This is a genomic window from Pseudonocardia halophobica (genome assembly GCF_050948485.1).
In the GTDB taxonomy this organism is placed as follows: Bacteria; Actinomycetota; Actinomycetes; order Mycobacteriales; family Pseudonocardiaceae; genus Pseudonocardia; species Pseudonocardia halophobica.
In genome coordinates this window covers 3,287,823-3,306,790 of record NZ_CP192046.1, presented here as the reverse complement: position 1 = coordinate 3,306,790, position 18,968 = coordinate 3,287,823, and the positions used below count along the sequence as shown (strand labels likewise).

Genomic DNA, 18,968 nt, shown 5'->3' with positions numbered 1-18,968 from the left:
CGTGCTCAGGCGGCACTTGGTGGTCGTTTAGCTCCGGCCTGTTCCCTGTCGTCGGGGTCGTCGACATCGCGATCAACAAGTACGTGCTGCACCTGCGGCGCACCGACGACGGTCTCGACCTGCCGATGTTCGACGAGCACGGCAACCCGTCGGGCGAGGTCCTGCACTGCCACGTCTGCCGGCAGGACTTCGAACGCCCGGACGTCACGAAGTGCGAGACGCGACGCCGTCGTGTGCTCGCTGTGCCTGTCCACGGCCAAGGTGGGAGATCACGTCCTGCCCGCGTGAGGGGCGGGGGCGGTCGTCGCGCACGTGCGGCGGCCGCCACCCGGGCGTGCGCGGGGCAGAATCCCCCGCGTGCCCCGCGTGATCAGATTCCACGAGCTCGGCGGACCCGAGGTGCTGCGCGTCGAGGACCTCCCGGTCCGCGCGCCCGGCCCCGGCGAGGTCCGCATCCGGGTCGACGCCGTCGGCCTGAACCGGGCGGAGGTGAACTTCCGCCGCGGCACCTACCTCGAGGACCCGCGGCTGCCGGCGGGGCTGGGCACCGAGGCGGCCGGCGAGATCCTCGAACTCGGGCCGGACGTCGCCGGCTGGGCCCCGGGAGAGGCCGTCAGCGTGGTCCCGGCCTTCTCCCAGAACGACTACCCGGTCTACGCCGAGGAGGCCGTGGTGCCCGCCGCGGCGCTGGTCCGGCGGCCGGCCGGGATGGACGCCGTGACCGGCGCGGCGGTCTGGATGCCGTACGTGACGGTGTACGGGATGGTGGCCGAGATCCTGCGGGTCCGGCCCGGTGACCGGGTGGTGGTCACGGCGGCCGCGAACAGCATCGGCGTCGGGGCGCTCCAGGTGCTGCGGTACCTGGGCGCGGTGCCGGTCGCGACCGTCCCGGCACCCGGGCCGGAGGCGGCGCTCCGCGAGGCGGGCGCGGCCGAGGTCGTCGTGACCGGGCCGCACGACGGCGACGGCCGGGAGGTCCCCGGCGGCGGCTCCCTCGCCGACGCCCTCCGTGCTGCTCTGGAGCGCGCCGACCCCGGCGGGTCGGCAGGAGCCGACCTGGTCCTCGACGCGGTCGGCGGGCCGCAGGTCGGCCAGCTGGTCACGGCCTGCGCACCCGGGGCGAGCGTGATCGTGCACGGCGGGCTCTCGGGGCTGCCCACTCCCCTGCCGGGCGGCGGGTACGCGGCCGTCTGGCTGCGGCGCTACCGGGTCTTCGAGATCACCGGCGACCCGGCCGCGCTGCGCCGGGCGGTCGCGTTCGTGCGGGCCGGGCTGGCGTGCGGGGCGCTGCGACCGGTGGTCGACCGGGTCTTCGACTTCGACGACGTCGCCGCCGCCCACACCTACCTCGACTCCCCCGACCGCGCCCCCGGCAAGCCCGTCCTCCGCGTCCGGTAGTCGGACGGACGAACGGCGCTCTCGCTCACGAGGAATGAGCGAACGCGCCGCTCGCCTACAACCGTCGCGGGTCGGCGCACGGCCTTCGTCAGGTCCCGGCGGCGATCACCGGCTCGGGGCCGTTCAGCCCGCCAGCCATTGCTGCACGCGCTGCTGGTTCGCCGCGAGCCACTGCTTGGCGACCTGGTCGGCGGGCTGCTTGTCGATGTCGACGCTCTTCTGCATGGCCTCGACGTCAGCCACCGGGATCTCGAACTTCTGCAGCATCGCGTAGAACTTCGGGGTCTGCTGCTGCAGGGTCGTACTCGCCGCGGTCCAGGCCGAGTAGTCCGGCATCGCGCAGGCGCCGTTGCCGGTGGTGAAGCAGTCGGGCCGGTACGGCGTGGGCTCGGTCAGCTGGGTCATCTGGAACTGCGTGAACACCCAGTGCGGGTGGTAGAGGTACACGAGGATCGGCTTCCTGCTGTCGTACGCCCGCTTCAGCTCCGCCAGCTGGGCCGCCTCGCTGGAGGTGACCTGCTGCAGGGTCAGGCCGTAGCCCGCGAGCCGTTTGGCGTTCTGCTGCGTGGTGATGAAGCTCGGGTCCGCATCGACGAGCTTGTTGCCGAGCGCGGCGGCGTAGTTGTTGAGTTGCGTGACGCTGGTGAGGCCGGTGAGCGGCTGCCCGGGCTCCGTGGCGTAGGTGGGGACGAACCAGCCCTGGGCGGCGCCGCCGTAGGTCTGGTGCACCAGGCTCATCCGGTCCTTGGCCTTGTCTGCCAGCTGCTGCTGGTTGGGCAGCGCGACCTCGGCGAGCAGGTCGATGTCGCCCCGCTGTGCGCCGGCCCACGCCGGGGCCGGCCCCAGTGTGGTGGTGTCGATCCGGGAAACCCCCAGCTCCGGGTGCTGCGCGGCGACCTCGGAGAGGATCGCGTTGGTCAGCGTGGCGGCGCTCCAGGGGAACTCGCCGGCCTTGACCGTCATCCCGCCCCCCGAACCGGACCCCGAGCCGGAGGTGCCGCCCCCGCCGCAGCCGGCCAGCACCGTCGCGGCGACCCCGATCGCACCGAGGACCACACCGGCGCGGCGACGTGCTGATGTCCGCAACATCGGCCGTTCTTCCCTTCCCCGCGGCCGGCACGCCGGGTGCGTCCGGACCAGGATGGGAGCTTTCTACCCGAACCCGTGACGCAGGTAACACCTCTTCGGAACGGCCCGTACGGGTTCAGGCCCAGGCGCGGGTTCAGGCCCAGGCGCGGGCGCCGCGGGCGGCCCAGTACTGCTCGGCGGGCTCGGCGAGGTCGAGCAGCTCGTCCTCCACCTCGGCCGGGATCTTCAGCCCGGTCGCGGCCACGTTGCTCGCCACCTGCGCGGGGTCGACGGCACCGGACAGCACGATCCCCGCCCACGGCTCGGCCAGCACCGCGGCGAAGGCCAGCCGGTCCACGCTGGTGCCCAGCTCGTCGGCCAGGTTGGCGACCCGGTCGTCCCGCGAGTCCGTCGCACCGCCCGGGGCCAGCCGCCCGTTCGCGACGGCCTCCTTGACGATCACCCTCGCCCCGGCGTCCGCGGCCTCCGCCAGGGCCGGACCGACGGACGGCTCGAGGATGTTCCAGGTGCTCTGGAACGAGGTGAACAGCGGCTCGCCGTCCACGATCACGTCCAGCGCCCGCCGCACGGCCTCGGCCTGCCGCGGGCCGGACGTCGAGATCCCGACCCGGATCCCGTGCTCGCGCAGGTCCGCCATCGCGCGGTGGAGCTCGGCGTCGTCGAGCGCGCCGGTGTCGAGCGTCGCCGAGTGCACGTGGTACACCGCGAGCCGGTCCCCGAGCAGCGCCAGCGACTCCGCGGACTGCTCGGCGAACGCCTCGACCGAGTGGTCCTTGACCTCGTGTGTTCCGGCGTCGAGCCGCCAGTCGCCGACGTACCGGTACCCCCACTTCGACCCGATCTCGACGTCCGCCGTGTCCGGGCGGGCGGCCAGCCAGCCGGCCAGGAACTCCTCGGCCCGGCCGTAGGACCGGGCGGCGTCGACGTACCGGATCCCCGCCGCGTAGGCCGCGTCGAGCACCGCCCACGTGCGTTCGCGCAGCGCCTCGACGTCCCGCGCGTCGCCGAGGTCGCGCTCCCGTCCGGCGGTGATGTACGCGGGCCGGCCGACCGCGGCCAGCCCGATCCCGATGCGGCGTACGGAGGTCACGCCACCACGCTGCCACATCACCCGGCCGCGGTGCCGTGACGACGGCCTTCGAGGTGCACGAGCCCCGCCGCGGAGTTGCAACGGCGCTGCAACCCTTGATCCCCGTGTCGCGGGGGGCTTCAGTGGAGTGGCACGCACCACACGGGAGACGGACAGGGAGGTCCGCATGACCCAGACCCTCGAACCGGCCGCCGCCACCGGGGCCCGCGAGCGGGTCGACACGTGGCTCGCCGACTTCGAGGCCGCCCTCGCGGCCCGGGACGCCGAGCGGGCGGCCGGCCTCTTCGCGACGACGTCGTTCTGGCGCGACCTGGTCGCGTTCACCTGGAACATCAAGACCGTCGAGAACCGCGACGGGATCGCGGACCTGCTGCGGTCGACCATGGAGTCGACGGACGCACGCAACTTCCACGCCACCGAGGAGCCGACCGAGGCCGACGGCGTCGTCGACGCCTGGATCGCGTTCGAGACGGCCGTGGGCCGGGGCCGCGGGCACCTGCGGCTCACCGACGAGGGCGCCTGGACCTTCCTCACCACGCTCTACGAGCTGAAGGAGCACGAGGAGCCCCAGGGCGAGCGCCGGCCGATGGGCGCCGAGCACGGCGTCAACCGCGAGCGCGTGACCTGGTCGGAGGCCCGTCAGGCCGAGGTCGAGGAGATGGGCCGCACCCGGCAGCCGTACGTCGTCGTGGTCGGCGGCGGGCAGGGCGGCATCGCGCTCGGCGCCCGGCTCAAGCAGCTCGGCGTGCCGCACGTGGTCGTCGACCGGTACCCGCGGCCCGGCGACCAGTGGCGCGGCCGGTACAAGTCGCTCTGCCTGCACGACCCGGTCTGGTACGACCACCTGCCGTACATCGACTTCCCGAAGAACTGGCCGGTCTTCGCGCCGAAGGACAAGATCGCCGACTGGCTCGAGATGTACACGAAGGTCATGGAGGTCAACTACTGGTCCTCCACGACCTGCAAGTCGGCCTCGTACGACGAGGAGGCGAAGGAGTGGACGGTCGTCGTCGACCGTGACGGCGAGGAGATCACCCTCCATCCCAAGCAGCTCGTGCTGGCCACGGGCATGTCCGGCAAGCCGAACGTGCCGCAGCTGCCCGGCCAGGACGTGTTCCGGGGCGAGCAGCACCACAGCTCGAAGCACCCGGGCCCGGACGCCTACAAGGACAAGAAGGTCGTGGTCGTCGGGTCGAACAACTCGGCCTTCGACATCTGCGGCGCACTCTGGGAGGTGGGCGCCGACGTCACGATGGTGCAGCGCTCCTCGACCCACATCGTCAGGTCCGACTCCCTGATGGAACTGGGGCTGGGCGACCTGTACTCGGAGCGTGCGGTCGCCGCCGGGATGACCACGCAGAAGGCCGACATGACCTTCGCGTCCATCCCGTACCGGATCATGCACACCTTCCAGCAGCCGGTGTACGCGGCGATCAAGGAGCGGGACCAGGAGTTCTACGACCGGTTGGAGGCCTCCGGGTTCCGCCACGACTGGGGCGACGACGACTCCGGCCTGTTCATGAAGTACCTGCGCCGCGGCTCGGGCTACTACATCGACGTCGGTGCGGCGGACCTCGTCGCCGACGGCGAGGTCACGCTGGTGCAGGGCCAGGTCGTCGAGCTGACCGAGCACACCGTCAAGCTCGACGACGGCACCGAGCTCGAGGCGGACCTCGTCGTCTACGCGACGGGGTACGGCTCGATGAACGGCTGGGCCGCGGACCTCATCAGCCCGGAGGTCGCCGACAAGGTCGGCAAGGTGTGGGGGCTGGGCTCCGACACCACCAAGGATCCGGGCCCGTGGGAGGGCGAGCAGCGCAACATGTGGAAGCCCACCCAGCAGGAGGGGCTGTGGTTCCACGGCGGCAACCTGCACCAGAGCCGCCACTACTCGCTGTACCTCGCGCTGCAGCTCAAGGCGCGGCTCGAGGGCCTCCCGACGCCGGTCTACGGCCTGCAGGAGGTGCACCACACCGGCTGAGCCCGGCGCGGTGCCCGGCGGCGGGGCGAGTGGATCACGTGAGTCGATCTCCGCCGCCGGGTATCCCGCGTCACATGCATGCCGAACTCCTCGTCGTCGGCGGCGGGCCGGCCGCGCTGGCCGCCGCCACCAGCTACCGCGACCACGGGGGCGAGGGCGCGGTCGTGCTCGTCTCGGACGACACCGCGCCGCCCTACTTCCGGCCGCCGCTGTCGAAGGACTACCTCCGCGGCGAGTCCGAGGCGGGCGACACGGAGCTGACCCCCGCCACCACCTACACCGACCGCGGCATCACGTTGCTGCTGCGGCAGATGGTGACCACGTTGCACGGTGAGGAGCGCGCCGCGCAGCTGTCCGGCGGCGCGCGGATCACCTACAAGGCCTGTGTCCTGGCCACCGGGTCCGCCCCGAAGCCGCTCCCGGTGCCCGGCGCCGACGCGCCCGCCGTCGCCATGCTGCGCTCGCTCGACAGCGCCAAGGAGCTGCGGTCGGCCGCCCTCACCGCCCGCAGCGCCGTCGTGGTCGGGTCGGGGTTCATCGGCTGCGAGGCCGCCGCCTCCCTGGCCCGCCGGGGGCTGGCCGTCACGGTCGTGAGCACCGAGGAGCTGCCGCAGGAGAAGCGCCTCGGCGCCGACGCCGGCCGCCGGATCGCCGGCTGGCTCGCCGAGGACGGCGTCACGCTCGTCGGCGGCGTCCAGGTCGAGGCGATCGAGCCGCTGGGCGACCCGGACGAGCGCCCGCGCCGGGTCCGGGTGTCCGGGCGCGCCCCGCTGGAGGCCGACCTCGTGCTGGTCGCAGGCGGGATCGACCCGCACGTCACCCTCGCCCGCGCCACCGGCGCGCGTGTCGAGCAGGACCGCGTGGTCGTCGACGAGCACATGCGCACCTCGCTGCCGGGCCTGTACGCCGCCGGCGACGTCGCCTATGCGCGCAACGCCACCGCGGGCCGCCACCTCGTCGTCGAGCACTGGGGCGAGGCGGAGGCGATGGGCACCATCGCGGGCGGGGTGGCCGCCGGGGCCGACCTGCGCTGGGACGCCGTGCCGGGCTTCTGGACCGAGATCGGCGACCGCACCCTCAAGTACGCGGCCTGGGGCGACGGCTACGACCACGACCGGCTCGTCGACCACGGCGACGGCGCCTTCACCGTCTGGTACGCCGACGAGCAGGGCCACGCGGTCGGGGTCGCCACCCACCGGGCCGACGAGGACTACGAGCGCGGCGAGCAGCTCGTCGCGGCCGGGGAACCGGTCCCGGACGTGGCGACGATCACAGAGGAGTAGCAGGCGGACGACCCTCCGGGTACCTCCCTGTTGATCGTTCTGCGGTTCGACAGGGAACCCGGCGCGCACGCGACGCACCGTGTGATCCCCCACGGAGGTGCGCGTGTCACTGCTGTCCGCCGGTGCCGGCCGGCCGACGCCCGGACCGGACGGCGCCCGCCCCGCCGACCGGCTGGCCGCTCTGCTCCGCGCCGGCGGGTTGGAGCTGCCGCCGCCCGGGCAGGGCGCGACCGGCGTCCGCTGGGCGCGGCTGGCGGCGTGGGGCCGGGAGAGCCTGCCGCTCGCCCGGCTCGCCGAGGGCCACACCGACGCCGTCGCGATCCTGCGCGAGGCGGGCGCCGAGCCGGTGCCCGGCGCCCGGTACGGCGTGTGGGCGGCCCGCTCGGGCGGCACCGGCGCCGAGCTGGCCGGGGCGGCCGGGTCGTGGGTCCTGCGCGGACGGGTCCGCTTCTGCTCCGGCGCCCCGGACCTGGAGCGCGCGCTCGTGGTCGCCGCCGCGCCCGCTGGCAGCCGGATCGTCGACGTGGACCTCTCCCGCACCGGGGTCCGGCGGCACGCGGACTCCTGGCGCGCCGCCGGCATGCGCGACAGCGACACCCTCGACGTCGACCTCGACGACCTCGAGGTGACCGACCTGGTAGGCGAACCCGGCTTCTACACCGAGCGGCCGGGGTTCTGGTGGGGTGGCGCCGGCGTCGCGGCCGTCTGGTCGGGCGGCGCTGCCGGGATCGTCGACGCGCTGCGGGAACGGTTGCGGGAGAACGCCGATCCCCATCAGCTGGCCCGGCTCGGTGAGCTGCACACCGGGCTCGAGGCGGTCGACGCCCTGCTCACCCGCACCGCCGACGCCATCGACGCCGACCCCAAGTCGACCCACCGCACCGCCGCGTGGACCGCCCGCGCTGCGGCCGAGCGGCTCTGCCGGACGGTCCTCGACGTCGCCCCGCGGGTGGCCGGGGTCGCCGCGCTGGCCGGCGGGCTGGCCGACCGGCTGGCCGACCTGGGGATGTACGTCCGCCAGCACCACGGCGAGCGGGATCTGGCGGCGCTGGGTGAGGCGGTGCTGGGTGAGGCGGCGTCGGGCGGTGTGCCGGGCGGGACGGGGCCGGGCGAGGCGGGTCGGGCCACGTTCGGGGGTGAGCGGTGACCGCGACCGTCCCGGGCTGGGCCGAGGCCCTGGCCATGCACGCACCGCCCGCGATGGACCCGGCCCTCGCCCGGCTGGTCGTCGTCGCCGCGCACCCGGACGACGAGACCCTGGCCGCCGCGGGGTTCCTGCGCGCGGTGCACGCCGCCGGCGGCACCGTGGAGCTGGTCGTCGCGACGGACGGTGAGGCCGCCTTCCCCGACGCCGCGCCCGCCGACCGGGCCGCGCTGGGCCGGACCCGGCGCGCCGAGCTGCACGCCGCCCTCGACGCCCTCGGCGTCGGCGACACCCGGGTGACCTGGCTCGGCCTGCCCGACTCCGGCCTCGCCGACCGCGAGGACGAGCTGACCGACGCGCTCGCCCCGCTGCTGCGCTCGGCCGACGCCTGCCTCGCGCCCTGGACCGGCGACCCGCACCCGGACCACGCCGCCGCCGGGCGCGCCGCCGAGCGGGCGGCCCCGGTGCGCGCGCACCGCTTCGCCTACCCGATCTGGATGTGGCCCTGGATGCGGCCGGACGACCCGGCGATCCCGTGGTCGACGGCGTGCGAGCACCGGCTCGACGAGTCCGCCCGACGGGCCAAGGCCGCGGCCGTCGAGCGGTTCGCGTCCCAGCTCGCCCCCGCCCCGGACGGCGGCCCGCCGATCCTGCCGCCGGACGTCCTGACCCACTTCGCCACCGGCCGGGAGCTGTTCTTCCGGGTCCCCCGCCCGGACAGCGCCCCGGCCGCGCGGTTCGCCGACCTCTACACCGGCGGCGCGGACCCCTGGGAGACCCGCACCAGCTGGTACGAGGAGCGCAAGCGCACGATCGTCGCCGCGTGCCTGCCGCACCGGCACTACGCGCACGCCGCCGAGCCGGGCTGCGGGCTCGGCGGGCTGACCCGCGTGCTGGCCGGGCGGTGCGACGCGGTGACCGCCTCCGACTACACCCCGGCCGCCGTCGCCGCGACACACGACGCGACCAGCGGGTTCCCCGGCGTCAGGGTGCTGGAGGCGGCCCTGCCCGACCTGCGGGCGGTGCCCGACGGCGTCGACCTCGTGGTGCTCAGCGAGGTGCTCTACTACCTCTCCCCCGCCGACGTCGACGCCGTGACCGACCGCCTCGCCCACGCGCTGGTGCCGGGCGGGGACGTGCTGCTGGCGCACTGGCGGGGCTGGCCGGCGGAGGCCCCGCAGGACGCGGCCGCCACCCACCGCAGGCTCCTCGACGACCCCCGCTTCGACCTCCTCGTCGAGCACGTCGACGAGGAGTTCCTGCTGCACGTCCTGCGCCGCTCGTGAGCGGCCCGCACGCCGCGTACTCGACGGCGGCCGTCGAGGCCGTCGCGGTCGTGGTCCCGGCCCGGGACGAGGCGGAGCGGCTCGGCTCGTGCCTGCGCTCGGTCCGCGTGGCGCTGGCGGGCGCCGGGCTGCCCGGCGCGATCTGTGTGGTCGCGGACCGGTGCACGGACGGGACCGAGGCGGTTGCGGCCCCGCACGCCGAGGTCGTCCGGGACACGGCCGCGCGCACGATCGGCGAGCTGCGCACCCTGGGCGCGCGACGGCTGCTGGCCCGGCTGCCCGCCCGGACCTGGCTGCTCAGCACCGACGCGGACACCGTCGTGCCGCCCGGCTGGGTCGCCGACCACCTCCGGCACGCCCGCCGCGGGGCGGACGCGGTGGCCGGCGTCGTGGACCTCGACGATCCCGAGGTGTTGCCGGCCGACGTGCTCTGCCGCTACACCGACCTCGTCCGCGCCGGCACCGGCGCCGACCGGCACACCCATGCCTACGCGGCCAACCTCGGGGTGCGGGCGGAGGCGTTCGTGCAGGTCGGCGGCTTCCCGGCGGTCCCGTCCGGCGAGGAGCACGCGCTGCTGGCACGGCTGCGGGCGGCGGGGTACCGGGTCGTCTCCCCCACGGACGTCCGGGTGCGGACGAGCGCGCGGACCGAGGGGCGCGCGGTCGGTGGCCTGGCGGACCTGCTGCGCGGGCTGGGCGCGTGACCCGTCAGGCGGGGCGCTCGAGGTCCTCGAGCGCGCCGACGAGCTGCAGCTGGCCGTCGACGCCCGTCACCTGCATCGGGCGGAGCACGACCCGGCTGCCGCCGGTGATCACGTAGAGCGCGGTGCCGACGGCCTCGGCCGCGCGCTGCGTGCGGATCAGCGCCGCGAGCCCGCGGGAGGCGAGGAAACGGACGCCCGAGAGGTCGACGACCAGATACCTGGCCGTGCGGACCAGGTCGATCGCGGCGTCCTGGAAGGCGGCGGCCTCCGCGGCGTCGATCTCGCCGCGCACCGCGAGCACCCGGATGCGCTCGCCCGCGCGGCAGAGGTGCAGCTCGATGCCGCTGCCGGGCTCGTCGAGCCGTTCCCAGTCGCCGGCCTCATCGCACCATGCCGCGACCTCGGGCAGGTCCGGCGGCAGGCCCGGCGCGGGGCCGGCACGCTCGGCACTGTCGGGAGCGGGGCACACGGGATCTCGTCCTCTCGGCGTGGGAGCAGGCTTCTCGACTCCGGACCAGTGTGCCTCGACCGTACCTCCCCGCGGCCGCCCCGGCGCGACGGCGACCACCCGGATGCGCGATCGTTCGCCACGGAGGAGGACGGTTGGCCGCTCCGTCCGGGGGAACCCGGGCCCATGCCGACCGAGCCCACTCCCGATCCCGCCGAGGCGCCCGGGCGTGTCTTCCACCGGGACCGGGAGGACCGCATGGACCACGGCGACCCGCGTGAGCGTCCCGGGTCGCCGGAGTCGTCCGAGGAGTCCGAGGAGACGCCGCGGGACCGCGAGGGCGGCCCGAACTCCGGCGCGAGCGGGGACTGGCGGGAGGAGCCGCCCCGTTAGGCGCGCTCACCGCTGGCAGCCGGGGCACCACCAGGTCTCCCGGCCGTGCGGCGTGCGCGCCGCGGGCCGGAAGGCGACGGGGGTGCCGCAGCGGTAGCAGTGGCGGCGCGCCCGGCCGTAGACCCAGTGCGGCCGGCGCGGGTCGCCGGTGGTGACCTGCCGCGGGTTGGTGGCGACGGCCTCGCGCAGCCGCGCGCGCCCGTCCTCGAGCAGGGGGCCGACGTCGACCTCCCCGATCGGCCGCCACGGGCTCACGCGGTGGAGGAAGCACAGCTCGCCCGCCCACATGTTGCCCAGTCCGGCGACGCGCCGCTGGTCCAGCAGCGCGGCGATCGCGGCGGTGTCCGGGGTGGCGTGCAGCCGACGGGCGGCGCGGTCGGCGTCGAAGTCCGCGGCCAGCAGGTCCGGACCCAGGTGCCCGACGACGCGGGCCTCGTCCCGTGTCCGGACCAGGTCGAGGACGGGCAGCGCGACGCCGGCCAGGGTGCGGCCGTCGTCGAGCCGGAGCAGGACGCGGGCCTCCACCGACCGCGGCAGCCGCTTCCCGGGGCCGAGCACCGACCACGACCCGCTCATCCGCAGGTGCGAGTGCAGGGTCAGGCCGGCCGAGGTCCGCATCAGCAGGTGCTTGCCGCGCGGCAGCCAGGCCTCGATGCGCTGCCCGGAGAGGTCGGCGACGGCGAGGCGGGGATGCCGGAAGGTGCCGCCGACGACCGTGCGGCCCGCCGTCGCCGCGTGCAGCCGGGCGGCCAGCCGCGCGATGGAGTCGCCCTCGGCCACGTCCGCACGCTACGCGCTCCGTCCGCTACGCGCGCCGGACGTGTCGTACTGACGGCCGGGTGACTCACTTTGCTCCATCCGGCCGGTGCGGAACCGAGCCCGTGCTGTGATCGTCGGCGGACGTCACACCGATGTGGACGGGAGCGCGGATGCTGCGTGCGGCGGAATGCCTGATCGAGGCCGAGCGGGTGCTGAACCAGGTGCTCGACGGGGTGGCACCCGACCAGTGGCGCATCCGCGTCCCGCCGCTGCCCGACGGGCCGGATCCCGCCCGGCCGACCCCGCTCGACGCCCTGGTCCGCCACCACGTCCGGGCCAACGCGGCGTTGCCGGACCTGCTGGCCGGGCGCGAGCCGGAGGGCACGTCCGAGCTCGCCGACCTCACCGACCTCGAGCACCGGCGGGACCTCCCCGCACTGGCCCGGGAGGTCTCCGACAAGGCCTGCGCCGCGGCCGCGGCCGTCGCCGACCCGGCGAGGCCCACCGGCGACGGGCTGCCCGCCGCGGAGCTGCTGTGGCGGCGGGCGGTCTGTGCCGCGTTCACGGCGCACGAGGTGTCGGTGCACCGCGGCTCGGTCAACCCGCTGACCGAGGACCTGGCCCGGGCCCTCTGGGAGCACACCGAGCCGGAGGCGGCGCGCTGGCGCGAGCTCGGCCTGTTCGGCGAGCCGCTGACGCCGGTGCCCGCGGACGTGTCCTGGCGCGACCGGTTCCTCATGCTCGCCGGGCGCGACCCGCACCCCCTCTGGGACCGTTAGCGCCGCTCGCGCCAGGCCCGCTCGAACGGCAGCCGCCACGCGTTCGGCGCGATCAGCTGGTGGATCGCGTTCGGCCCCCACGACCCGACCGGGTAGTTCTTCGCCGGCGGCGGGTCCTCCAGCAGCGGCATGGACCGTTCCCACAGCGACTCGATGCCCTCGGCCGTGGTGAACAGGGTGTGGTCGCCCCGCATGGCGTCGAGGATCAGGCGTTCGTAGGCCTCGAGCACGTCGCCGGCGGACTCGGTCTCCTGCGTGGAGAACTGCATCGACAGCTTCTCCAGCCGGAAGCCCGGCCCGGGCCGCTTGCCGTAGAAGGACAGCGAGACCTTGGAGGAGTCGGCGAGGTCGAAGGTGAGGTGGTCCGGGCCCTGGGTGCCGACGCCGGACCCCGCCGGGAACATCGTCCGCGGCGCCTCCTTGAAGGCGATCGAGATGATCCGCTGGCCCTCGGCCATCTTCTTGCCGGTGCGCAGGTAGAACGGCACGCCCGCCCAGCGCCAGTTGTCCAGGCCGACCCTGAGCGCGATGAACGTCTCGGTGTCCGAGTCGCGGGCGACGCCCTTCTCCTCGCGGTAGCCGCCGTACTGGCCGCGCACGACGTCCCACGGGTGCACCGGCAGCAGCGAGCGGAAGACCTTGTTCTTCTCCTCGCTGATCGCCCGCGGCTCCAGCGCCGTCGGCGGCTCCATGGCCACGAACGCCATGACCTGCATCAGGTGCGTGACGACCATGTCCTTGAAGGCGCCGGTCGACTCGTAGAAGTTGGCCCGCTCGTCCAGCCCGAGCGTCTCCGGGATGTCGATCTGGACGTGGTCGATGAAGTTGCGGTTCCAGATCGGCTCGAACAGGCCGTTGGCGAAGCGGAACGCGAGGATGTTCTGCGCCGCCTCCTTGCCCAGGAAGTGGTCGATCCGGAAGATCTGCGACTCGTCGAAGACCTTGTGTACGTAGTCGTTCAGCTCGATCGCGCTGGGCAGGTCGTGCCCGAACGGCTTCTCCATGACCACCCGCGAGCGGTCGACGAGGTCGGCGTCGCGCAGCATCGCGATCACGGCCTGGGCGGCCTTCGGCGGCACGGACAGGTAGTGCAGCCGCTGCACGTCCTCGCCGAGCCTGGCCTCGGCCTCCTTCACCGCGGCGGTGAGCCCCTCCGGCCCGGCGCCCTGCGGCACGTAGGTCAGCCGGTCGGCGAACCGGGCCCACGCCTCGTCGTCGGACTTGTGGGTGCCGAAGGACTGCACGGCGGTGTGCGCCAGCTCGCGGAACTGCTCGGTGGTCATGTCCTCCATCGCCGTGCCGACGATGCGGACCTCGGGGGCCAGCGACGACTCGCACAGGTACGCGAGGCCGGGCAGCAGCTTGCGCTTGGCCAGGTCGCCGGTGGCGCCGAACAGCACGATGACGTGCGGCTTCAACGGCTCCTGGTCGCGGCGGAAGGGGCGCGAACCGGGACCGGGGTAGGCGATCGTCTGAGGGCGGGACTCGGGCACGCGGGGACTCCTCGGGAGACGGACCGGTGGGCACGCGACGTCGGGGCCGACCCTAGCCCTTCCCGCGGGTGTCGTCCCGCTCCGTGATCGGCGGGAGTGGTCGAACCGAGTGCACTGTCGGGCGGGGTGCCGGGGTGGTCGGCGCGGTACCGCGCGCGGATCGGGCGGGCACCCGGCACGATGCGGGCATGAGCACGGAGCGGGAGCACGATCTGGTCGTCTTCGGGGCCACGGGCTTCGTCGGGGCCCTGCTGGCCGGCTACCTCGCGGGCGCCGCCCCGGACGACGTGCGGATCGCGCTCGCCGGGCGGTCGCGGGACAAGCTGGAGCAGGTGCGGGCCGGGCTGCCGGAGCGGGCCCGGGACTGGCCGCTCCTCACCGCGGACTCGACCGACCCGGCCTCGCTGGCCGCGCTCGCGGGATCGGCGCGTGTCGTCGTCACGACCGTGGGGCCCTACGCGCAGTACGGGCTGCCGCTGGTCGAGGCGTGCGCGCGGGCCGGGACCCACTACGCCGACCTGACCGGCGAGGTGCTGTTCGTCCGCGAGGCGATCGACCGGTACGACGCCGTCGCCCGCGGGACCGGCGCCCGGATCGTCCACTCCTGCGGGTACGACTCCATCCCCTCGGACCTCGGCACCCTGCTGCTGCGCGAGGCCGCGGGCGTCGAGCTGGGCCGGGTCCGGGCGGTCGCGACGGCCCGCGGCGGGTTCAGCGGCGGCACCCTCGCCTCCCTGCTCGGGCACGTCGAGAGCGTGGCGGGCGACCCGGCGGCGCGGCGGATCGCGCTGCGACCGCACTCGCTGAGCCCCGACCCCACCGCCGAGCCCGCACCGGACCAGCCGCGCGACGCCGGCCCGCCCCGCCGCGAGCCGGACGGCTCCTGGACCGCCCCGTTCGTCATGGCGCCGTTCAACACCCGGATCGTGCGGCGCAGCAACGCCCTGCAGGACTGGGCCTACGGCCGCGGCCTGCGCTACGAGGAGCGGATGGCGGCCGGGCGGGGGCTCGCCGGTGCGGCGGCCTCGGTGGCGATCACCGGGGCGATGGGGGCGATGGTCGGCGGCGCTGCCTTCCCGCCCACCCGGGCGCTGCTCGAGCGCGTACTGCCCAAGCCGGGCAGCGGGCCGAGCGAGCAGGCGCGCGCCAAGGGCTTCTTCCGCCACGTCCTCACCGGCACCACGGCCGACGGCCGGACGGTCACCGCCACGGTCACGGGCTCGGGCGACCCGGGCTACGCCGCCACCGCGGTGATGCTCGGCGAGAGCGCACTCTCCCTCGCCCTCGACGCCGACCTCCCCGGCCGCGCAGGCTCCCTCACCCCCGCCACGGCCCTGGGCCACACCCTGATCGAACGCCTCCGCAAGGCGGGCCACACCTACGAGGCGACCGCGGGGTAGGGCCACACGCTCCCGAGCCTCCGACACGCGTGAGGGATCCATGACGCTCTCCTCGCGCCCTGCCGACCGCGTTATGGAGCCATAACGCGCCTCCGGGACAGATTCTGGCCGCGTTGTGAATCCATAACGCGCCCCTCGCACCTCCCGTAGCGTGTTGTGGATCCACAACGCGCCCCTCGCACCTCCCGTAGCGTGTTGTGGATCCACAACGCGCTCCTCGCACCTCTCCGAGCGGGTGTGGAAGGCGAGCCCGGGTGCGCCACCGAGCCCGACGGGTGCGCCACCGAGCCCGACGGGTGTGCCAGCAGCTTCCGAGCGGGGCGTGAGAAGCGCGAGCGGGCGTGCCGTCGGTTTCAGCGTCCACTGCCGCGACCGCGACCGTATCGGCTCGGCACACCCGATCCGGTGCGCCACAACCGTTCCGACCGCTCCTCACAACCGGCGCGAGCGCGCCACACCCTGTCGACGGCCCGCGCCTGGACCGACCGGGTGTGCCGGCATCCGCCCGGCGCAGCGGAGCGTCGAGAGCGGACTCGCTGCCTTGACCGCTCGACCACGCCGCCCGACCCGGCACACCCATCGAGTCGCCGTACACCCGGTCGACCGGGTGTTCCGGGATCTGTCCGGCGGCAGGACGCGTCGAACAGCCGCGGCACGTCTATCGACAGCCACGACCCTCCGACCCCGGCACACCCGCCGAGCCGCCGTACACCCCGTCGACCGGGTGTGTCGCCGAACTCGCGGGTGTGCCGGCAGGCCCGGGCGGGTGTGGGACGCGAGACCGGGTGTGCCACCGAACCGGACGGGTGTGTCGGCAACTCCCGAGCGGAGCATCAGAGGCGCGAGCAGCGGGCCGCCGCTTCAGCTCCCCGCCTCGACCACTCCCCCGCCCGTACTCCCGCGGGCCGCCCCCGTCCCGCACGTCCACCGCCCGCCCCGCACATCCACCGCCCATCCGGCACATCAACCCTCGTCCTGCACATTCACCGCCCGTCCGCCTCGCACCCCCGCCTCGCAACCCCGCCTCACCCCGCCCCACAGCCCCGTCTCACCCCCGCCCCGCAACCCGCCCCACAGCCCCGTCTCACCCCCGCCCCGCAACCCGCCTCGCAACCCCGTCCCGCAGACCCAGGACCAACCGAGCCGCATCCCATCCCCCATCCCGTCCCGCCCAACCCCGGAACCGACCCCCACCACCCCCCTCCCGCTCACCCCTCGCGCCGGGTAGCGTGCGTCACCGTCGGAAGGAAATGACGATGACGTCACGTTCGCAGTCGTTCGACCACCCCCTTGCGGGCCTGCGCGTCCTCGAGGCCGGGGACACGCTGGCCGCGGCCTACGCGGGCCGTCTGCTGGCCGATCTCGGCGCGGAGGTCGTGCTGCTGGAGGCCCCCGAGGGCGACCCGTTCCGCACCCTCGGCCCGTTCGCGAAGTCGGTGCCCGACGCCGAGCGCAGCGCCTCGTTCGCCTACTTCCACGCGGGCAAGCGCTCGGTCGTCGCCGAGGATCCCGCGGTCCGCCTGCTGGCCGCCCGCGCCGACGTGCTGCTCCGCTCCACCCGGGACGGGTCGGACCTGATCGGCGACGACCTCGTCGTCGAGCTGGAGGCCGCCCGCCCGGAGCTCGTCGTCGTCGACCTGTCGACCTTCGGCCGCACCGGCCGCGACGGCCCCCACCCCACGAACGACCTGCTCGCGCTGGCCGCGGGCGGCCTGCTGTCGATCAACTCGACCACGCTGCGCGGCCCCGACCCGCTCCCCCTGCGCTACCGCGGCGAGCTGTCGAGCGTGCACGCGGCGTGCGGCGCGGTGCTGTCCCTGCTCGGCGCGCTGGTGGAACGCCGGCGCAGCGGGCTGGGCCAGCGGCTCGACGTCTCGCTGCAGGCCTCGGTCGCGAGCGTGCTGGCCACCGCGATGTCGCGCTACCACTACACCGGCGAGATGCCGGTGCGGCAGGGCAACCGCAGCGTCGGGCCGTGGGGCTTCTACCCCTGCCGCGACGGCACCGTGCTCATGCAGATCACGCGCGACGAGGAGTTCCGCCGCCTGGTCACCATGCTCGGCTCGCCGGACTGGGGCACGCTGGAGATCTTCGAGACGACCGCGGGCCGCGACGAGAACGCCGACGTCCTCGACGTGTTCGTCGGCGAGCACCTGGCGGAGTTCACCCTCGCCGAGTTCCTCGAGCTCGCGAGCGTCCACCGGATCGCGGCCGCGCCCATCCACGGCGCCCGGGACATCCTCGGCTGGGACCACCTCGCCGCCCGCGGGTCCCTCCCGCCGGTCGCGCTCGGCGGCGCCCGCGGAGAGTCGCTGCCGGTGCCGGGGCGGCCCTGGCGGGTCGACGGCACCGTCCCGCCGCCCCGCGAGGCCGCGCCGGCCCACGGCGAGGCCGACGCGTCGTCGCTCTGGTCCGGCCCCACCGACCACCCGGCCGGCTCCGGCACGCCCGCCGAGCGCCCGCTCGCCGGGGTGCGCGTCGTGGACCTGACCTGGGTCTGGGCCGGGCCGTTCGCCGCGATGCAGCTGGCCCACCTCGGCGCGGACGTCGTGCGGGTGGAGACCGGGACCCGGCTGGAGACCACCCGCGGCCTCGGTCCGTACGCGGACGGCATCGTCGGCGTCGACCGGTCCGGCTACTTCAACCAGTACAACCAGGGCAAGCGCGGCGTGGCGCTGAACCTGAAGACGGCGCGCGGCATGGAGCTGCTGCGCGGTCTGATCGCGACCGCCGACGTCGTGATCGACAACATGAGCGCCGGCGCGCTGGCCCGGATGGGCCTGCCCTACGAGACGCTCAAGGAGATCAACCCGCGGATCGTCGCCGTCTCGATGACCGGCTTCGGCGAGTCCGGCCCCTACCGGGACCGCACGGCCTACGGGTCGCTGATCGACGCACTGAGCGGCATCGCGTCGTCCAACGGGGACGTCCGGGGTGGACCGACGGACCTGGTCATGTCGCTGCCCGACCCGATGGCCGGGATCACCACCGCGATCGCGACGGTGGCCGCGCTCTACCAGGCGCGGGCCTGCGGCGAGGGCGTCCGCGTCGAGACGGCGATGTTCGAGGCCTGCCTCGCCGCGTTCCCGTGGCCGGTGCTGTACGCCGGGGCCACCGGCGGCGAGGTGCCGGTGATCGGCAACCGCGACGAGCTGGCCAGCCCGCACGGCACGTTCCGCTGCGCGGGCGACGACGAGTGGGTCGCGATCGCCTGCGAGGACGACGCCCGGTTCGCCGCCCTGGCGGTCGTGCTCGGCTCCCCCGAGCTGGCCTCGGACCCCCGCTTCGCCACGCTCGCGGCGCGGCGGGTGCACGAGGACGCGCTCGAGGCGCTGGTGACCCGCTGGACGGAGCAGCGGACGCCGGCGGAGGCGGCGAAGGCGTTGCAGGCCAAGGGGGTCGGGGCCGAGGCCGTCGCGCGGGTCGACGAGGTCTACCGCTCCCCCGTGCTCGCGGCGCGTGGCTTCTTCCCCGAGACCGTGCACGCCGTGATCGGCCCCCGCCGGCTGCCCTCGGTCGGCTGGATCGCCTCGCGCAGCGCCATGGGTCCGCAGGGCGCCGCCCCCGCCCTCGGCCAGCACACCCGCGAGGTCCTCACCGAGATCCTGGGCCTGTCCGACGCCGAGCTGGACGCCCTGGAACGCGAGGGCGTCACCGTCTGACGCCGCCGCGCCACCCACGGCCGGGACCGACCGTGGGTGGCGCGCGGCTGTGCCACGAT

16 protein-coding genes are annotated in these 18,968 nt (G+C 74.9%); 10 read left to right on the top strand and 6 right to left on the bottom strand.

Translation table 11 applies throughout. The features are described from left to right. Window positions 1-5: 5 nt before the first annotated feature. On the bottom strand, window positions 6-254 hold the full coding sequence (locus tag ACQP04_RS15930) for a hypothetical protein (RefSeq protein WP_433507809.1): 249 nt from the start codon (window positions 252-254) through the stop codon (window positions 6-8). Window positions 255-357: 103 nt separating this feature from the next. Between ACQP04_RS15930 and ACQP04_RS15925 the strand changes: the two genes are divergently transcribed. Then, a complete protein-coding gene (locus ACQP04_RS15925; protein ID WP_433507808.1) occupies window positions 358-1,398 on the top strand; it encodes a zinc-dependent alcohol dehydrogenase family protein in 1,041 nt (346 codons plus the stop codon). A 123-nt stretch (window positions 1,399-1,521) separates the two neighbouring features. On the opposite strand, the gene ACQP04_RS15920 is transcribed toward ACQP04_RS15925, so the two are convergent. Next, window positions 1,522-2,487: a glycine betaine ABC transporter substrate-binding protein gene (locus ACQP04_RS15920; RefSeq protein ID WP_433507807.1), complete on the bottom strand. Its 966-nt coding sequence runs from the start codon at window positions 2,485-2,487 to the stop codon at window positions 1,522-1,524. Window positions 2,488-2,620: 133 nt separating this feature from the next. Continuing rightward, window positions 2,621-3,595, bottom strand: coding sequence for an aldo/keto reductase (locus tag ACQP04_RS15915; RefSeq protein WP_433508375.1), 975 nt, complete (start codon window positions 3,593-3,595; stop codon window positions 2,621-2,623). Between the two features lie 148 nt (window positions 3,596-3,743). Here ACQP04_RS15915 and ACQP04_RS15910 point away from each other — a divergent pair, with 148 nt between their 5' ends. From ACQP04_RS15910 to ACQP04_RS15890, 5 genes are all read left to right on the top strand, one after another. Continuing rightward, window positions 3,744-5,558, top strand: a complete 1,815-nt coding sequence (locus tag ACQP04_RS15910) for an NAD(P)-binding domain-containing protein (protein ID WP_433507806.1) — start codon at window positions 3,744-3,746, stop codon at window positions 5,556-5,558. A gap of 74 nt (window positions 5,559-5,632) precedes the next feature. Beyond that, window positions 5,633-6,841 (top strand): NAD(P)/FAD-dependent oxidoreductase, encoded by a 1,209-nt coding sequence (locus ACQP04_RS15905; protein ID WP_433507805.1) that lies wholly within the window; start codon window positions 5,633-5,635, stop codon window positions 6,839-6,841. A gap of 103 nt (window positions 6,842-6,944) precedes the next feature. Continuing rightward, complete coding sequence (locus ACQP04_RS15900; RefSeq protein ID WP_433507804.1) at window positions 6,945-7,988, top strand: acyl-CoA dehydrogenase family protein; 1,044 nt, start codon at window positions 6,945-6,947, stop codon at window positions 7,986-7,988. Continuing rightward, the gene (locus tag ACQP04_RS15895; RefSeq protein WP_433507803.1) at window positions 7,985-9,271 is read left to right on the top strand and encodes a PIG-L family deacetylase; all 1,287 of its coding nucleotides are present in this window, start codon (window positions 7,985-7,987) and stop codon (window positions 9,269-9,271) included. The genes ACQP04_RS15900 and ACQP04_RS15895 overlap by 4 nt, the downstream gene beginning before the upstream one ends. Then, window positions 9,268-9,975, top strand: a complete 708-nt coding sequence (locus tag ACQP04_RS15890) for a glycosyltransferase (RefSeq protein WP_433507802.1) — start codon at window positions 9,268-9,270, stop codon at window positions 9,973-9,975. Before ACQP04_RS15895 ends, ACQP04_RS15890 begins: the two co-directional genes overlap by 4 nt. 4 nt (window positions 9,976-9,979) lie before the next feature. Here ACQP04_RS15890 and ACQP04_RS15885 read toward each other — a convergent pair whose 3' ends face one another. Beyond that, the gene (locus ACQP04_RS15885) at window positions 9,980-10,444 is read right to left on the bottom strand and encodes an STAS domain-containing protein (protein WP_433507801.1); all 465 of its coding nucleotides are present in this window, start codon (window positions 10,442-10,444) and stop codon (window positions 9,980-9,982) included. Between the two features lie 165 nt (window positions 10,445-10,609). On the opposite strand from ACQP04_RS15885, the gene ACQP04_RS15880 reads away from it, so the two are divergent. Continuing rightward, a complete protein-coding gene (locus ACQP04_RS15880) occupies window positions 10,610-10,816 on the top strand; it encodes a hypothetical protein (RefSeq protein ID WP_433507800.1) in 207 nt (68 codons plus the stop codon). A gap of 6 nt (window positions 10,817-10,822) precedes the next feature. Here ACQP04_RS15880 and ACQP04_RS15875 read toward each other — a convergent pair whose 3' ends face one another. Further along, a complete protein-coding gene (locus ACQP04_RS15875) occupies window positions 10,823-11,596 on the bottom strand; it encodes a DNA-formamidopyrimidine glycosylase family protein (RefSeq protein ID WP_433507799.1) in 774 nt (257 codons plus the stop codon). A gap of 149 nt (window positions 11,597-11,745) precedes the next feature. Here ACQP04_RS15875 and ACQP04_RS15870 point away from each other — a divergent pair, with 149 nt between their 5' ends. Continuing rightward, complete coding sequence (locus ACQP04_RS15870) at window positions 11,746-12,354, top strand: hypothetical protein (RefSeq protein WP_433507798.1); 609 nt, start codon at window positions 11,746-11,748, stop codon at window positions 12,352-12,354. On the opposite strand, the gene zwf is transcribed toward ACQP04_RS15870, so the two are convergent. Further along, entirely contained in the window at window positions 12,351-13,847 is a 1,497-nt protein-coding gene (gene zwf / locus ACQP04_RS15865) for a glucose-6-phosphate dehydrogenase (RefSeq protein ID WP_433507797.1), read from the bottom strand. The genes ACQP04_RS15870 and zwf overlap by 4 nt on opposite strands. A gap of 188 nt (window positions 13,848-14,035) precedes the next feature. Here zwf and ACQP04_RS15860 point away from each other — a divergent pair, with 188 nt between their 5' ends. Together ACQP04_RS15860 and ACQP04_RS15855 are read left to right on the top strand one after the other, a co-directional pair. Then, window positions 14,036-15,247, top strand: a complete 1,212-nt coding sequence (locus tag ACQP04_RS15860) for a saccharopine dehydrogenase family protein (RefSeq protein ID WP_433507796.1) — start codon at window positions 14,036-14,038, stop codon at window positions 15,245-15,247. 1,256 nt (window positions 15,248-16,503) lie between these two features. Next, entirely contained in the window at window positions 16,504-18,909 is a 2,406-nt protein-coding gene (locus ACQP04_RS15855) for a CoA transferase (RefSeq protein WP_433507795.1), read from the top strand. Window positions 18,910-18,968: the final 59 nt, after the last annotated feature.

Coding starts and splice junctions, on each gene's coding strand:
- ACQP04_RS15910 (WP_433507806.1), top strand. CDS start 3,744: ATGACCCAGACCCTCGAACCGGCCGCCGCCACCGGGGCCCGCGAGCGG.
- ACQP04_RS15860 (WP_433507796.1), top strand. CDS start 14,036: ATGAGCACGGAGCGGGAGCACGATCTGGTCGTCTTCGGGGCCACGGGC.
- ACQP04_RS15855 (WP_433507795.1), top strand. CDS start 16,504: ATGACGTCACGTTCGCAGTCGTTCGACCACCCCCTTGCGGGCCTGCGC.
- ACQP04_RS15880 (WP_433507800.1), top strand. CDS start 10,610: ATGCCGACCGAGCCCACTCCCGATCCCGCCGAGGCGCCCGGGCGTGTC.
- ACQP04_RS15870 (WP_433507798.1), top strand. CDS start 11,746: ATGCTGCGTGCGGCGGAATGCCTGATCGAGGCCGAGCGGGTGCTGAAC.
- ACQP04_RS15905 (WP_433507805.1), top strand. CDS start 5,633: ATGCATGCCGAACTCCTCGTCGTCGGCGGCGGGCCGGCCGCGCTGGCC.
- ACQP04_RS15915 (WP_433508375.1), bottom strand. CDS start 3,595: ATGTGGCAGCGTGGTGGCGTGACCTCCGTACGCCGCATCGGGATCGGG.
- ACQP04_RS15920 (WP_433507807.1), bottom strand. CDS start 2,487: ATGTTGCGGACATCAGCACGTCGCCGCGCCGGTGTGGTCCTCGGTGCG.